Below are 16,492 nucleotides of genomic sequence, written 5' to 3' on the forward strand. Positions count from 1 at the left end.
ACGCTCGCACGCACGTCCTTATGATCAGGGGCTAATACTCGATGCTGGCCCGACCAGCCGTAGGACCAGAGGACTGATGACCGGCTTCCTGCTACGACGCGCGTTCAATTATGTCGTGCTGTTGCTGCTGGCCTCGTTCCTGACGTTCAGTCTGGCGTCGCTGACGTTCACGCCGCTGGACAGTCTCGAACAGCGCAATCCACGTCCGCCGCAGGCGGTGATCGATGCCAAGGCCGAACAGCTGCATCTCAACGAGCCGATCCCACAGCGCTATATCAGCTGGCTGAAGGGCATCCCGCAGGGTGACTTCGGCCAGACGCTGGCCGGGCAGCCGGTCAGTGAGGAACTGCCGCGCCGGGTGCTGGTGAGTCTGCGACTGCTGATCATCGGTTCGATCGTCGGTACGGTGCTCGGGGTTTTGATCGGTGCGGCCGGGGCGATCCGGCAATACAAATTCAGTGATTACTTCACCACGGTCGTCTCCCTGCTGGTGCTGAGCACGCCGGTGTTCCTGCTCGCCACCTTGCTGAAATACGGTGCGCTGGAAGTAAATACGCTCACCGGATCGCAGATCTTCCTCTATACCGGCGAGACCTCGGCGAACAAGATCAACGGTTTCTTCCCGCAATTGCTCGACCGTCTCCAGCATCTGGTGCTGCCGACGGCCGGTCTGGCTCTCGGTGCAATGGCCGGTTACAGCCGCTACCAGCGCAATGCCATGCTCGACGTGCTGCAGAGCGATTTCATCCGCACCGCCCGCGCCAAGGGCCTGACCCGCACCAAGGCGCTCTACAAACACGGCCTGCGGACCGCGCTTATCCCGATGGCGACGCTGTTCGCCTACAGCCTCGGCGGATTGATCACCGGCGCGACCTTCACCGAGAAGATCTTCGGCTGGCACGGCGTCGGGGAATGGCTGGTCAATTCGATCAATGCGCAAGACCTCTACGTTGTCGTCACGGTGACGGCATTCGCCGGTCTTGTCGTGCTGGTGTCGGGTCTGCTCTCCGATGTCGTGTACGCGATTCTCGACCCCAGGGTGCGTGTGTCGTGAGTGAGCGCAGCGAACGAACCATCAACACAGCACGGTCCGGCGTGACGGAGCCGAGCGCTAGCGAGGCGCAGTCATGACCGAAGCCGAAATCATTGTCCAGGGCGCGCCGGAAGTCGCGGCCGCCTCGGGTCGGCGCAGGCTCGTGCTGCGGCGGTTCCTGCGCAACAAGGCCGCCGTCGCAGGCGTGATCGTGCTGCTGCTCCTGGTGTTGGTGGCCTATGTGCTGCCGTACTTCTGGACCTGGGACTATCAGGAACTCGACGGCACGGCGCTGCGCAAACCGCCGTCGGCCAAGCATCCCTTCGGCACCGACGCCATCGGCCACGACGTACTCGCCCAAACCCTGCGAGGTATGCAGAAATCGCTGATCATCGGCTTCTGCGTCGCCATCATCAGCACCACTATCGCGGCGCTGACCGGTTCGATCGCCGGCCTTATCGGCGGTTTCACCGATAAGGCCATCATGTGGCTGGTCGACCTGCTGCTCGTGGTCCCGAGCTTCATCATCGTCGCGCTCTTCGCGCCGAAGACGAAGGGCAGCGGGTCCATCCTGCTGCTGATTCTGCTACTGAGCGTCTTCGGCTGGATGATCAGCGCGCGCATCGTGCGCGGCCTGACCATGAGTCTGCGCGAACGCGAATTCGTCAAGGCCGCACGGTATATGGGCGCGCCGACCAGGACGGTGATCCTGAGTCATATCCTGCCGAATATCGCCTCGATCCTGATCATCGACACCACGCTGTCGGTGGGCGCGTCGATCATGGCCGAAACCGGTTTGAGCTTCCTCGGATTCGGTGTGCAGTCGCCGGATGTCTCACTCGGCACGCTCATCGCCTCGGGTACCGCATCGGCGCTCACCTTCCCCTGGCTTTTCATGTTCGCCGGTGGACTGCTGATCGTCATCGTGCTCTCGGCGAATCTGGTGGGTGACGGATTGCGGGACGCATTCGATCCCAGTGCCAAACGGGCTCGCTCGCGCAAGAAGGCTGGGTCGGAAAAGAAGGTAGGGGCATGACGGACCCAGCGGACAAGGTCACCACCGAAAAGAACTCCACCGCACCGCTGTTGGAGGTCTCCGACCTGCGGGTCTCCTTCCCCAGCGAAGAGGGCCGCATCGACGCGGTGCGCGGGGTCGACTACAACGTCTCCGATGGCGAAGTGCTCGCCATCGTCGGCGAATCCGGATCCGGCAAGTCGGTCTCCTCACTCGCGGTGATCGGATTGCTGCCGGAGCAGGCGCGGATCAACGGTTCCATCCGGCTGCGCGGCCGCGAACTGCTCGGGCTCGGCGATCGCCAATTGTCCAAGCTGCGTGGACGTTCCATCAGCATGGTGTTCCAGGACCCGCTCTCGGCGCTGACGCCGGTGTATCGGGTCGGCGATCAGGTCGCCGAAGCCCTGCTCGCGCATACGGACATGACCGGTCGAGAAGCCTCGGCACGGGCTGTCGAACTGCTGGATCTGGTCGGCATTCCGGAACCGGCATTGCGCGCCAAGGCATTTCCACACGAGTTCTCCGGCGGTATGCGTCAGCGCGTGGTCATCGCCATGGCCATTGCCAACGACCCCGCGCTGATCATCTGCGATGAGCCGACCACCGCACTCGATGTGACGGTGCAGAAGCAGATCCTGAATCTGCTGCGCAAAGCGCGCGATATCACCGGCGCCGGTGTCATCATGATCACCCACGACATGGGCATCGCCGCCACGCTCGCCGATCGGGTCGCGGTGATGTACGCCGGGAAAATTGTCGAAACCGCACCGGCGGCAGAGCTTTTCGCCGCACCCCGGATGCCGTATACGGTCGGCCTGCTCGGCTCGATTCCCCGCATGGACGGTCCGGCCCGCAGCCCGCTGATCCCGATCGTCGGCGCACCGCCCGCCATGCACGCGCTGCCGCCGGGTTGCTCGTTCGCACCCCGCTGCCCCATCGCGATCGATGACTGTCGTGCGGCCGAGCCGCCGTTGGAGAAGACCGGCCCCGGCCATTCGGCCGCCTGCATCCGCACCGCGGAAGTCACCTCCACCGATCTGTTCGAGGCCTACCGCCAGGAGATTTCGGAGCCATCCGCCGAAGCCGATACCGATGAGCGTGTGGTGCTGCGGGTTTCGGATCTGGTGAAGACCTACCCGATCACCTCGGGGGTGGTGTTCAAAAGTCGCAAAGGTGAAGTCCGAGCCGTCGACGGCATCAGCTTCGAGGTGCGCGCGGGGCGCACATTGGCGCTGGTCGGCGAGTCCGGATCCGGAAAATCCACGACACTCACCCAGATTCTCGACCTGGTGAAGCCGCAAGCGGGCACCATCGAGATCATGGGCAGCGATATCGCGACCCTGACCAAGGCGCGCAGGCGGGAGATCCGCCGGAAGATGCAGATCGTCTTCCAAGATCCGACGGCCGCACTGGATCCGCGGCTGCCGATCTTCGACGTGCTCGCCGAACCGATGCGCATCGATGGCCGGCACCGCACCGAAATCGCCAAGCGAGTACCGCAACTGCTCGAACAGGTCGGTCTGCGGCCCGAACACGCCGACCGCTATCCCGCCGATTTCTCCGGCGGCCAGAAGCAGCGCATCAGCATCGCCCGTGCACTGGCCCTGGATCCGGAGATTCTCGTGCTGGACGAGCCGGTGTCGTCACTGGATGTGTCGATCCAGGCGGGTGTGCTGAATCTGCTGCGTAACCTGCAGACCGAACACGGTCTGTCCTATCTGTTCGTCTCGCACGATCTTTCGGTGGTCCGCAATCTGGCCCACGATATCGCGGTGATGTATCGCGGGAAGATCGTCGAGGCCGGGCCGGCCGAACAGATCTTCGACCGTCCCAGCAACGAGTACACCCGGGCATTGATCGATGCGGTCCCGGTGCCGGTCGTCAGCCGATAGAGGGAGAACGCGATGCGATCGAGAACCCGAACCAAGGGGACGGCACCGGTTGCCGCGCTGGGTCTGATCGTGTTGGGTCTGATCGCGGCGGGCTGTGGTTCGGGCGGCGATTCGACGGCGGGGCTGTCGGATACGCTCGGCACCACCAACGACATCAACCCCAAGAGCGTCGACGAAGTCCGCGAGGGTGGGAATCTGCGCCTCGCGACCACGTCGTATCCGGCCAACTGGAACACCCTGTCCAACGACGGAAACGACGGCGAGATAGCCGATATCGAACGGCCGCTGATGCCGCGCGCGTTCGATACCGATGCCGCGGGCGAATTGTCCGTCAACAAGGACTATTTCACCGATGTCGCGCTGACCAACACCAGCCCGCAGCAGGTCACCTACACGATCAATCCGAAGGCCGTATGGTCCGACGGCAATCCGATCACCTGGGAAGACATCAAATCCGAGGCCAACGCGCTCAGCGGTAAGGACAAGCGATTCCTGATCGCCATCACCAACGGCTTCGAATTCGTGGACAAGGTGGAGCGCGGCGTCGACGACCGCCAGGCCGTCCTGACCTTCAGCCACCCGTACGCCGAATGGCGCGGCCAGTTCGCGGGCAATTCCTCACTGTTCCCGAAATCCGTTACCGCCGACCCGGATTCGTTCAACAACAGCCTCGCCGATGCGATGGGGCCCAGTGCCGGACCATTCCAGGTCGTCTCCACCGACCGGTCGCAGGGCCGAATCGTGCTGGGCCACAACCCGAAATGGTGGGGGGCCGAGCCCAAGCTCGACACCATCACCTACAGCGTGCTCGATCACTCGGCTTGGACGACGGCGCTGCAGAACAACGAGCTCGACCTGGTGCAGCTGACCACGGTCGACGACGTCCAGACGGTGCGCAATACCGGCGGCCTGGTGGTGCGCCGCGCACCGGGTAATCGCTGGCGCCACATCACCTTCAACGGCGCGCCGGGGTCCATCCTGTCCGATGCCAAGGTGCGCGTCGCCATTTCGAAGGCCATCGATCGGCAGGCGATCGTCAGCGCGATTCAGAACGGCCTGGTCGAGAATCCGAAGCCGCTGAACAATCACATCTTCCTACAGGGACAGGCGGGCTACCAGGACAACAGCCTCGGCTTCGACCCGACCGCCGCCGCGCGCGAACTCGACGAGGCGGGGTGGAAACTCAACGGCGATGTGCGGGAGAAGGACGGGCGCAAGCTCGTCATCCGCGATGTCATGTACAACGATCCGACCTGGGTGCAGGTCGCCCAGATCATCCAACAGAACCTCGCCGGAATCGGCGTAGGGCTGACCATCGACACCAAGCCCGGCGCGGGGTATTTCACCGATGTCATCCAGCCCGGCGATTTCGACGCCGCCCAGTTCATCTGGATCGGTGATGCATTCGCGTTCAGCAGTATTCGACAGGCGTACTACTACGACCCGAACGATTTGCAGGGCAATTACGCCCGCGTCGGCTCGCCGGAGCTCAATGCCCTGATCGATCGCACCCTCTCGGAACTGGATCCCGCGAAGGCGCTCGAGCTGGCCAATGAGGTGGATCGCAAGGTGTTCGAGGAGGGTCATTCGCTGCCGCTGATGCAGAGCGACGGCAGCTTCGGCGTCCGCGCGAATCTCGCCAATATCGGTTCCCCCGGCCTCGCGTCCTACGACTACACCAAGATCGGATTCGTGAAATGACAACAGCACGTATCGCCCGGCAGCGCCGGGTGGGAATGCGGATCGCGGCACCCGCCGTCGCCATCGCGCTGATTCTGTCCGGGTGCGGGTCGGGCGATGACGTGACGGCCGGTTCGAGCTCGATCGGCACGGCCAACGACATCAATCCGAAGGACGCCGGCGAATTGCGCGACGGCGGGAATCTGCGGCTGGCGCTGACGAACTTCCCGTCGACCTTCAATGCATCGCATGTCGACTCCGACGGTGAGGTCTCCGATCTGGTCGGGTGGGCGCTGCCAGGGTCGGTCAAATCCGATGCGGCGGGCGACATCACCACTGACACCAACTATTTCACCGAGATCAAACTCACCAATACGAATCCGCAGACGATCGTCTACACGATCAATCCCAAGGCGGTCTGGACCGACGGGACGCCCATCACCTGGGAAGATCTGAAATCCCAGGCCGAAGCGCTCAGCGGGCGCAACCCGGCCTTCCAGGTGGCGGCAACCCAGGGCTATGCGCAGATCGGCACGGTCGAACGCGGCGTCGACGACCGGCAGGCGATCGTCACCATGGCCCAGCACTATGCGGAATGGCAGGGCATCTTCAGCACGGTGTACCCGAAGGCCTCGACCGCGACCCCGCAGGCCTTCGACGACGTCGACCGCAACGGTCTGCCTGTTTCGGCGGGTCCGTTCATGATCACCTCGATCGATAAGGCACAGCAGCGAATCGTGTTGAGCCGAAATCCGAAATGGTGGGGTGATACACCGAAGCTGGATACGGTCACCTACAGCGTGCTCGACTACTCCGCCCGGCTGAACGCACTGCAGAACAACGAACTGGATTCGGCGACGGTATCGGGCATCGATGAGGTCAAGACGGCCGCCAACGCGCCCGGCATCAAGGTGCGTCGCGCGGCCGCGCCGCGGTTCTCGCACTTCACCTTCAATGGCGCGCCCGGCTCGATCCTCGCGGATCCGAAACTGCGCGTTGCCATTTCGAAGGGTATCGATCGGCAGGCCATCGCAACCTCGGCACAGCAGGGCGTCGTGATCGACCCCAAGCCGCTCGACAACCACATTTTCATGGTTGGTCAGAAGGGCTATCAGAATAATGCCGCATCGGTGGCCTACAACCCCGAATTGGCCGCCAAAGAGCTCGATGACCTCGGGTGGAAGCTCAACGGTGATGTCCGCGAAAAGGACGGCCGCAAGCTGGAAATCCGCGATGTGATGTACCAGCAGGAGAGCTGGGTGCAGATGGCCCAGATCGCGCAGCAGAATCTGGCCAAGATCGGCGTCAAGCTGATCATCCAGACCTACCCGGGCAATGGGCTTTTCACCGATGTGATCGACCCGGGCAACTTCGATGTCGCCCAGTTCACCTGGAGCGGCGGCATCCTTCCGCTGGGTGCGCTGCCACAGATCTACGCCTACGACCCGGCGAATACGTTGAGCAATAAGGGCAAGATCGGCTCGCCCGAACTGAATGCGCTGATCGAGCGGACGATCGCCGAGCTCGATCCCGAAAAGGCCATCGAGCTGGCGAACGAATGCGACAAGATGATCTTCGACGAGGGCTTCTCGCTGCCCATCGTGCAGTCCGCGGGCACCGTGGCGGTGCGCGAGGGCCTGGCAAACTACGGCGCCTTCGGCCTCGCGTCGGCGGACTACACCAAGGTCGGGTTCGAGAAATGAGATTCGCGACCGCCGTAGCAGTTCCGGTTGTCGCCCTCGGTCTGATCGCGACCGGTTGCTCCGACAACAGCATCACGCCCGGCACGGTCGATATCGGTAGTACCAACGACATCAACCCGAAGGATCGCAGCGAGCTGCGCGACGGCGGGAATCTGCGCCTGGCCATCACCAACTTCCCGGAGAACTTCAACTATCTGCATATCGACGGCACCACCGAAACCACGGCCTCGGTGGTCAATCCGACCATGCCGTCCCCTTGGGTGAGCAATGCCGCGGGAGAACTCACCGTCGATCACAATTACTTCACCGACATCAAGCTGACGAATACCAGCCCCCAGCAGGTCACCTACACGATCAACCCGAAGGCCGTATGGTCCGATGGCACCCCGATCACCTGGGAGGACCTGCGATCGCAGGCGGCCGCGCTGAGCACCGCGGACCCCGGCTTCCTCATCTCCTCCCCCAGCGGCTTCGACCGGGTCGAGAAGGTCGAACGAGGCGAGGATGACCGGCAGGCGATCGTCACTTTCAACAAGCCGTATGCCGAATGGCAGGGTCAATTCAGTCCGCTGTATCCGAAGGCCGTCACCGCTACCCCGGATGCGTTCACCAACGCCGACCACGACACCCTCCCGGTCAGCTCGGGTCCGTTCATGCTCACCGGCATCGATCGCGCGCAGAACCGGATCACGTTGGGCCGCAATCCGAAATGGTGGGGCGAAACCCCGAAGCTGGACACGATCACGCTCAGCGTGCTCGACGATACCGCGGTGCTGCCGGGGATCCAGAACAACGAGATCGACTATGCCTATATGTCCGGCATCGAGAATGTGACCGGCGCGAGGAACTCTCAGAACGTGGTGGTGCGGCGCACGCCCGAGCCCAGTTGGTCGCATTTGACCTTCAACGGCGGCAAGGGCGCCCTGCTCGCGGATCCACAACTGCGCATTGCCATTTCGAAGGCAATCGATCGGCAGGCCCTGGTGACCGCCGCCCAGAACGGCGTCGTCGAAAATCCGACGCCGCTGAACAACCACATCTACATGAAGGGCCAGAAGGGCTACCAGGACAATTCGGCTCCCATCGCCTACGACCCCGGCGAGGCGGCGCGGATGCTCGACGCGCTCGGGTGGAAGCTCAATGGCGATGTCCGCGAAAAGGACGGCCGAAAGCTGGAACTGCGCGACGTGATGTACCAGCAGGAGGGCTGGGTGCAGACCGCGCAGATCGTGCAGCAGAACCTGGCGAAGGTCGGGGTGAAGATGACCATCCAAACCGTACCCGGCCAAGGGTTGTTCAAGGATGTGATCGATCCGGGCAACTTCGACATCGCCCAATTCAGCTGGGGCGGTGGCGTTCTACCACTGGGGGTGCTGCCGCAGGTCTACGCGTATGACCCGAACAACCCGAACAGTCAGGGGAGCAATAAGGCCCGCATCGGATCCCCGGAATTGAATGGGCTGATCGAGCAGACCATTGCCGAACTCGATCCGGCGAAGGCCATCGAGTTGGCGAACAAATGCGATCAGATGATCTTCGCTGAGGGCTATTCGGTGCCATTGCAGCAGGCCTCGGGCACCTATGCGGTGCGCGACAACCTCGCCAACTACGGCGCGTTCGGCCTCGCCTCCCCCGACTACACCAAAGTCGGCTTCCTGAAGTGAAATTCGGACCGGGCCACCCCCTGGCCTATCCGGTCTCCGTGACGATCGGCGCCCTGGTTGTCTGCCTGGCCTGGGCGCCGTTCGGCGACTTGGACCAGGTGGCGGCATTGGCGACGGTTGCTCTTGGCATTCTGGGCTATACGGGGTTTCAGCTCGCCAGGGCGTTGGGGCTTTTGCCGAATGGATTAGCAGACATCGGCCCACGCCGGGAGGACCGCACGGATACACCTCGCGGTGAGGGCGATATCGGCTCACACTTGGGCGCAGGCAGCGGCAGCACCGGGAGCAGCGATCGTGCGCGCACCGTGGAGATCAGGCGGGTGCGCCAGCAACATCGGCTCGTCAGCCGAAGTTGGCTCGAGATCAACGAGAACTATCGAACTCGCTGGCTGCCAATGTTTTTCGATCCGGCACTGCTCGCCATGGCCGAGACCGAAGCCGAAGTGACCGACAGATCAGTCGACACCGCCACCTTGCACTTCTACCCGTCCGGAAAGGCACGGAGCTCCGAACCGCCCGGCCACCTGATCGACAATCCATCCCGTCCCGATCCCGACGCTCCGATCCTCGCCACCGACTCCGCTCGGGTCCGCCGCCGTCTCCTGCTCGACGCCCAATCCACCGTCGCCGCACCCTTCGTAGCCCTCATGTGGGTCTACATCGCCGCGGGTGGCTTCATGGCCTTCCTTGCTGCCACCTCGGTTGCCGCCGCCACCGCCATCTGGCTCGCCGCCATTCGCGGCTCCGACCCCAGCTGACCTCCCGAATCGCCCACTCTGCCGGGCGTTGTCCAAAAGTACGGATTGTCCGTTCCGCCTCGGCCGGACTGGTCTGACCACTTGACCTCCTGACCTTTTTGACGCAGAGTGGCGGTATGGCGTTGCAACCTGTGGTCAAGCGGTCGGTATCGGGCGATGTATTCGAGCAGATCGCGGCGGATGTGCTCAGTGGGGAATTGGCGCCCGGCGCGACGCTGCCCAGCGAGCGGCAGTTGGCGGAGGCTTTGGGAGTTTCACGGCCCGCGGTGCGGGAGGCGCTGCAGCGGTTGGCGGCGGCGGGACTGGTGGCGGTGCGGCAGGGAGATGCGACCACCGTGCTGGACTACCGGCGCGGAGCCGGGCTGGAGGTGCTGCCGCGACTGCTGGTTCAGGCCGGTGAGCTGGAACCGAAGGTCGCTCGCAGCATTCTGGAAGCGCGGCTGCACAACGGACCGAAGGTGGCCGAACTCGCGGCGATCCGGCTCGGCAAAACCGAGTCGGCCACCGTGCGCGCCACCCTGGATCGTACGGTCGACGCGCTTGCCGCCGAACAGGATCCGATCGCACAGCAGCGGCATGCGATGGAGTTCTGGGATCACGTCGTCGACGCCGCTGACTCCATTGTGTTCCGGCTGATGTTCAACATGTTGCGCGCCGCCTATGAACCCGCGCTCGCGGCGCTGGCCCCGATCATGTCCGCCGAGGTGGGCAATGTCGAGGCCTATCGAAACCTGGCCGCCGCCATCGAGGCAGGTGCGCCGGAACAGGCCGCAAGCACCGCTCGGACGCTGCTCGAACCGGCGACTACGGCCCTGATCGAAGTATTGGAGGGCACCGAAAGCATCGAACGCTGACGGCGAATATGCGATCCGGGTCGACAATCACGGATCATCGCGGCGGTTCGGAATATCGCTCGGTCGCCACCGAATGGACGGCACCGACTGGCTCCACCAAGGAAAGACCATGACGAAACCACAATCATCCAGCAAGGATTCGGCCACAACGCGCGAGCCTGTGCGTCAAGACGAGCGGCCCCTGCGCCGCGGCCTCACCCTCGCCGCCGCCTTCCGCGAATTCATCCGGCACCCCTCGCCATGGCTGATCGGCACCACCCTGGTGGCGGCGCTGGTCGCCCGAATCATCATGGGCGACTGGCAATCGACCGATGCGCTGGTGCCCGCGTTCATGCTCGCGGTCTTCCCGGTCTTCGAATGGATCGTGCACGTCACGGTATTGCATTGGCGGCCGAGGCAACTCGGCCCGATCCCGATCGATAGCGAACTGGCGCGCAAACACCGTGAGCACCATGTGGATCCGCGCAATATCCCGCTGATCTTCATCCCGACCAAGACGCTTTCGGTACTGGTGGTCGTCCTGATCGCGATCGCGACCCTGGCCTTTCCCCGCCTCGGCCTCGGCCTGACCTTCCTGCTGATGATCACCGCCCTCGGCCTCGGCTACGAGTGGACCCACTACCTGATCCACACCGACTACAAGCCGAAAGGCTCGCTCTACCGGGCGGTTTGGCGCAACCATCGCCACCACCACTACAAGAACGAGCACTACTGGTTCACCGTGACCACCTCCGGCACCGCCGACCGTCTGCTCGGCACCTATCCCGATCCGGCGACCACGGAAACCTCCCCGACAGCCCGGCACCTGCACTCGGCCTGAAGCCCGGGCACCACCAGCGCGGCGCTTCCAGCCTTCGCCGCCGCACACCTAGCGGCCTCCGGGCCACGCTGCGCTGGTGCGAGATGGCCGAGGTGGTCGGCGTCGCCCAGGCACGCCGGCCCCGGGAGATCGTGCGGTGGTCGGCGCAACCGTCAATGTCGGCGGGCAGATCATGGTGCACGCCAATTGAATCGGCGTCGATAAGCGGCCGGGCGGGATCGTTATCCGCCGACAGTCTCAGCTCGCCGCGAGCAGACGTTGGGCGATGACTCGGGCGCGGTCGGCGGCGGCCGGGGTCGCCTCGCGAACAGACGTGACGATTGCGCCATCGACGAGGAGTGCGAACTCGGCCGCCAGTTCGGCAGCGTCGGAACGGCCTGCGGCGGTAAGTAATTCGGCGAGGTAGTCGATGACGCGTCGCTTGTGCCGATCGGCGGCCTGATGGGCGGCCGAGCTCGGATCGGCCACTTCGACCATGGTATTGATGAAGGCGCAGCCGCGGAAGTCGTTGCGGGCGAAGCGCTCCGAGAGTGCGTCGAAGACCGTGAGTGGACGGTCCGCCGGGTCGCTCGCCTTCGCTTCGACGGACTCCCGTAACCACGCCAGCCAGCGCCGATCCCGGTCCTCGAGTACGGCGACGACCAGGTCGTCCTTGCTCGCGAAGTGGCGATAGAAGGAGGCACGGCCGACGCCGGACTCCTGCAGCAGGCGATCGACGCCGACCGCCCTGATGCCCTCGGCGTAGAAAAGTTCCTCGGCCGTGGTGAGTAGTCGCTGCTTGGCCTGTGTTGCCATGGCATCACCCTACCAGGACGGTACCGATCGGTACCATCCAGCTTGACGCATTCGGCACCGATCAGTACCGTTTCAATCCGGTACCGATCAGTACCATCACGTTCGAGTTTGGAGTCACGATGTCTCGGCTACCGCTTGTATCGACCGAAACCGCCGACGCCGAGCAGGCCGACCTGCTCGCCGAGGTGCAGCGCCAACTGGGCCGGGTTCCGAATCTCTACGCCGCGATGGCGAACAGCCCCGCGACACTGCGCGGATACCTGAACATGCGCGACGCACTCACCCGCGGCAAGCTCTCGGCCCGCATCCGCGAACAACTGGCCCTGCTGGTCGCGAGCGAAAACAGTTGCGACTACTGCGTTGCCGCGCACAGCATGCGAGCGGGGCGGATGGGTTTCACCGAGGAGGCCATCGCGGCCACCCGTGCGGCGCACGCCGATGATCCGCACGCGGATGCGGTACTGCAGGTCGCGCGCGAGGTGCTGCGATCGCGCGGCCGGGTCGACGATCGCTTCATCGACTCGGCCCGCGAGCGTGGCGTGAGCGATGCCGAGTTGAGCGAGGTGGTCGGTCATATCGCACTGAATGTCCTGTCGAACTATTTCAATCACGTCGCACAGCCGGAGCTGGACTTTCCTCCCGCCGAACCCACGAAGGACAACACAATGAACGCGAAATGGCGTAAGGCCACCAAAGTCGCTCTGGTCGGCGGGTATTCACTGCTCGACCGGAATGGACAGCCGGTTCGGACGATCGATGACGTCGAGGTGTCGATCGAGGGTGGATTCCTGCACGTCAAGATCGCAGAGTCGGCAGAGGTACAGGTGGTTTCGGCGCCCGCGGTGGCGCTGGTCACTTACCGCCCCGAAGCCTGAGCATCGCAGACCAGAGCCCGGCCCGGTCCAGTACCGAGCCGGGCTCTCGTCTGCATACCCTCACCCCGTACCATATTGACAATGTACCCTAGGGGGGTATGGTAGAGCCGAGTTCGACGGGACGGTCCGCCGAATGAATCCGAACGGAGCCTCCTGATGAACGCAGCAAACAAGTTCACCGGCTTCACCCTCGGTCTCGCGGCGGTCTTCGGGATCGCACTGGCCGTCGGTGCCGCGCTCGGGCCGGAACCCACCGAGTCCGCGCACGACGCCGAGGGACACGAGGCCATGGGCGAGTCCGACGAGCTGCCCGCTGGACTCATGGCCAGCGAAAACGGCTACACCCTGCGCTTGGATACCCCGCAGACCACCGCGGCGGCGAATGTTCCGCTGCGGTTTCGCATCCTGAACCGCGACGGCGCACCCGTCACCAGCTACGTCCGCAGCCACGACAAGGATCTGCACCTCATCGTGGTCCGCCGCGATATGGCCGCCTTCCAGCACGTGCATCCGGTACTCGACCAAGCCGGAGCCTGGAGCGTCCCGCTGGATCTCACCCGCGCCGGTGACTACCGGGTCTTCGCCGACTTCACACCTGATGGCGGTCAGAATCTGACGCTCGGTGCCGATCTGCGGGTCGCGGGCAACTACGACGCCCGGGCGCTGCCCGCGCCGTCGGCTACCGCGCAGGTCGGTGAGTACACCGTCGCGCTGAACGGCACGGTCACGCCGGGCCAGGCCTCGAAGGTCGTGCTCACGGTCAGCCGCAATGGCACACCGGTCACCGATCTGCAGCCCTACCTGGGGGCCTATGGTCACCTGGTGGCATTGCGCGCCGCCGACCTCGCCTACCTGCACGTCCATCCGGAGGGCAGCCCCGGCGACGGTGTGACCCCGGCCGGACCAGGCATTACCTTCTACGTCGACGCGCCGAGCACGGGCGACTACCGACTCTTCCTGGATTTCCAGCACCAAGGCGTGGTTCGCACCGCCGAATTCACCCTCTCGGTTGCCGGCTCCGCGCCCATCCCGGCAGCGGAACCTGCCGGACACGGCCACTGATCACTACCCTGATTCGCATAGAACGGAGCACACGATGACCACCGCGACACAACCATCCGCCGGACAGGTCGAATTGGTGATCGGTGGCATGACCTGCGCGTCCTGCGCCAATCGCATCGAGAAGAAGCTGAACAGGCTCGACGGCGTCACCGCGACGGTCAACTATGCGACAGAGAAGGCGCGGGTCGACTTCAGCGGTGATATCTCACCGGAGCAGCTGATCGCCACCGTCGAGCAGGCCGGTTACACCGCCGCGCTGCCGAGGATCGAGGAACCCGCGGAAACCGCCGCCGACGAGGATCCGACGGCGGCGCTGCTGACCCGACTGCTGGTTTCGCTGATGCTGACGGTTCCGGTTATCGCGCTGGCGATGGTGCCCGCGCTGCAGTTCGACAACTGGCAGTGGCTTTCGCTGACGCTGGCCGCGCCGGTCGTGGTGTGGGGCGCACTGCCCTTCCACCGCGCCGCGTGGGCCAACCTGCGGCACGGCACCGCCACCATGGACACCCTGGTGTCGATGGGCACGCTCGCGGCGTTCGGCTGGTCGCTGTATGCGCTGTTCTGGGGCACGGCCGGTATGCCCGGCATGAAGCATGCGTTCGAGTTGACCATTGCGCGGATGGACGGCACCGGCAGCATCTACCTGGAGGCCGCGGCCGGCGTCACCACCTTCATCCTGGCCGGACGCTACTTCGAGGCGCGCTCCAAGCGGCGGGCCGGGGCGGCGCTACGGGCGCTGCTGGAGCTGGGCGCGAAGGAAGTTTCGGTGTTGCGCGGCACAGGGGGACGGCAGCCGACGGAGTCGGCGGGGTGGGTAAACACAGTAGAACAGCGAATTCCGGTCGAGCAGTTGAGCGTTGGCGACATCTTCGTGGTGCGGCCCGGTGAGAAGATCGCCACCGACGGCGTGGTCGTCGAGGGTTCCTCGGCGGTCGACGCCTCGATGCTCACCGGTGAATCGGTGCCGGTGGAGGTCGGTCCCGAGGATGCGGTGGTCGGTGCGACGGTCAATGTCGGCGGGCGGATCGTGGTGCGCGCCAATCGCATCGGCGCCGACACCCAGCTGGCTCAGATGGCGAAACTGGTCGAGGACGCGCAAACCGGAAAGGCGCAGGCACAGCGGTTGGCGGACCAGATCTCCGGAATTTTCGTGCCGATCGTGATCGCACTGTCGGTCGCGACGCTCGGATTCTGGTTGGGAACCGGCGGTTCGGTCGCCGCGGCCTTCACCGCCGCGGTCGCGGTCCTGATCATCGCCTGCCCATGCGCCCTCGGACTGGCCACGCCGACGGCGCTGCTGGTCGGCACCGGTCGAGGTGCGCAGCTGGGCATTCTGATCAAGGGTCCGGAGGTGCTGGAGTCGACCCGTCGGGTCGATACCGTGGTGCTCGACAAGACCGGCACCGTCACCACCGGCAAGATGACCCTGCTGGATGTCATTGCCGCTGCGGGTGAGGACACTGCCGAGGTGCTGGCACTGGCCGGGGCGCTGGAGGATTCGTCGGAGCACCCGATCGCCCACGCGATTGCCAAGGGTGCCCGGGATAAGGTCGGTGCGCTGCGGCGGGTCGAGGATTTCGCGAATATCGAGGGCCTCGGCGTGCAGGGTGTGGTGGACGGCCATGCGGTGATCGTCGGGCGCGCAAGGCTGCTCGCGGACTGGTCGCAGCAGTTGGACGCCGACCTCGAGCAGGCCATGCACGCTGCCGAAACCGATGGCAAGACCGCCGTCGCGGTGGGTTGGGACGGTAAGGCACGCGGCGTGCTCGTGGTCGCCGATGCGGTGAAACCCACTTCCGCCGAAGCGATCTCGCAGCTGAAGGCACTCGGTCTCAACCCGATCATGCTGACCGGCGACAATATTGCCGCGGCGAAAGCCATTGCGGCACAGGTCGGTATCGACGAGGTGATCGCGGAGGTGCTGCCCGCCGACAAGGTCGACACCGTCAAGCGGCTGCAGGCCGAGGGCAAGGTGGTGGCGATGGTCGGCGACGGCGTCAATGATGCCGCGGCACTGGCCCAGGCCGACCTCGGCCTGGCGATGGGCACCGGAACAGATGTCGCCATCGAGGCCAGCGACCTGACCCTGGTCCGCGGTGACCTGCGGGCGGCCGCCGATGCGATCCGACTGTCCCGCAGGACCCTCGGCACCATCAAGGGCAACCTGTTCTGGGCCTTCGCCTACAACGTGGCGGCGATTCCGCTCGCCATGGCCGGACTGCTGAACCCGATGCTCGCGGGCGCCGCAATGGCCTTCTCCTCGGTCTTCGTGGTCAGCAACAGTCTGCGCCTGCGCGGCTTCCGTTCCACCGCTCGATAGGAATCGGGCGGGACGGCGTAT

Annotated in this window: 13 protein-coding genes; 12 read left to right on the top strand and 1 reads right to left on the bottom strand. The window is 64.6% G+C overall.

All coding sequences use genetic code 11. The features are described 5' to 3' along the window. Window positions 1-76 precede the first annotated feature (76 nt). The 9 genes from OIE68_RS31380 (at window position 77) to OIE68_RS31420 (ending at window position 11,419) form a co-directional block, all read left to right on the top strand. Entirely contained in the window at window positions 77-1,054 is a 978-nt protein-coding gene (locus OIE68_RS31380; RefSeq protein ID WP_327094598.1) for an ABC transporter permease, read from the top strand. A gap of 73 nt (window positions 1,055-1,127) precedes the next feature. Continuing rightward, window positions 1,128-2,069 carry an ABC transporter permease gene (locus tag OIE68_RS31385; protein WP_327094599.1) on the top strand — a complete coding sequence of 314 codons (942 nt, stop codon included), beginning with the start codon at window positions 1,128-1,130 and terminating at the stop codon, window positions 2,067-2,069. After that, on the top strand, window positions 2,066-3,940 hold the full coding sequence (locus tag OIE68_RS31390) for an ABC transporter ATP-binding protein (RefSeq protein WP_327094600.1): 1,875 nt from the start codon (window positions 2,066-2,068) through the stop codon (window positions 3,938-3,940). Before OIE68_RS31385 ends, OIE68_RS31390 begins: the two co-directional genes overlap by 4 nt. A gap of 12 nt (window positions 3,941-3,952) precedes the next feature. After that, on the top strand, window positions 3,953-5,641 hold the full coding sequence (locus OIE68_RS31395) for an ABC transporter family substrate-binding protein (protein WP_327094601.1): 1,689 nt from the start codon (window positions 3,953-3,955) through the stop codon (window positions 5,639-5,641). Further along, on the top strand, window positions 5,638-7,323 hold the full coding sequence (locus tag OIE68_RS31400) for an ABC transporter family substrate-binding protein (RefSeq protein WP_327094602.1): 1,686 nt from the start codon (window positions 5,638-5,640) through the stop codon (window positions 7,321-7,323). The genes OIE68_RS31395 and OIE68_RS31400 overlap by 4 nt, the downstream gene beginning before the upstream one ends. Then, the gene (locus tag OIE68_RS31405; protein WP_327094603.1) at window positions 7,320-8,987 is read left to right on the top strand and encodes an ABC transporter family substrate-binding protein; all 1,668 of its coding nucleotides are present in this window, start codon (window positions 7,320-7,322) and stop codon (window positions 8,985-8,987) included. The genes OIE68_RS31400 and OIE68_RS31405 overlap by 4 nt, the downstream gene beginning before the upstream one ends. Further along, entirely contained in the window at window positions 8,984-9,745 is a 762-nt protein-coding gene (locus OIE68_RS31410; protein WP_327094604.1) for a hypothetical protein, read from the top strand. Before OIE68_RS31405 ends, OIE68_RS31410 begins: the two co-directional genes overlap by 4 nt. Before the next feature lie 116 nt (window positions 9,746-9,861). Beyond that, on the top strand, window positions 9,862-10,599 hold the full coding sequence (locus OIE68_RS31415; protein WP_327094605.1) for a FadR/GntR family transcriptional regulator: 738 nt from the start codon (window positions 9,862-9,864) through the stop codon (window positions 10,597-10,599). Window positions 10,600-10,708: 109 nt separating this feature from the next. Continuing rightward, a complete protein-coding gene (locus OIE68_RS31420; RefSeq protein ID WP_327094606.1) occupies window positions 10,709-11,419 on the top strand; it encodes a sterol desaturase family protein in 711 nt (236 codons plus the stop codon). Between the two features lie 237 nt (window positions 11,420-11,656). Here the strand turns inward: OIE68_RS31420 and OIE68_RS31425 are convergent, their stop codons facing one another. After that, window positions 11,657-12,214 carry a TetR/AcrR family transcriptional regulator gene (locus OIE68_RS31425; RefSeq protein ID WP_327094607.1) on the bottom strand — a complete coding sequence of 186 codons (558 nt, stop codon included), beginning with the start codon at window positions 12,212-12,214 and terminating at the stop codon, window positions 11,657-11,659. 119 nt (window positions 12,215-12,333) lie between these two features. Between OIE68_RS31425 and OIE68_RS31430 the strand changes: the two genes are divergently transcribed. The 3 genes from OIE68_RS31430 (at window position 12,334) to OIE68_RS31440 (ending at window position 16,471) form a co-directional block, all read left to right on the top strand. Further along, a complete protein-coding gene (locus OIE68_RS31430) occupies window positions 12,334-13,089 on the top strand; it encodes a carboxymuconolactone decarboxylase family protein (protein ID WP_327094608.1) in 756 nt (251 codons plus the stop codon). A 156-nt stretch (window positions 13,090-13,245) separates the two neighbouring features. Beyond that, on the top strand, window positions 13,246-14,151 hold the full coding sequence (locus tag OIE68_RS31435) for a hypothetical protein (protein WP_327094609.1): 906 nt from the start codon (window positions 13,246-13,248) through the stop codon (window positions 14,149-14,151). Window positions 14,152-14,185: 34 nt separating this feature from the next. After that, complete coding sequence (locus OIE68_RS31440; protein ID WP_327094610.1) at window positions 14,186-16,471, top strand: heavy metal translocating P-type ATPase; 2,286 nt, start codon at window positions 14,186-14,188, stop codon at window positions 16,469-16,471. The last annotated feature ends 21 nt before the right edge of the window (window positions 16,472-16,492 follow it).

The organism is Nocardia vinacea (genome assembly GCF_035920345.1).
GTDB lineage: Bacteria > Actinomycetota > Actinomycetes > Mycobacteriales > Mycobacteriaceae > Nocardia > Nocardia vinacea_A.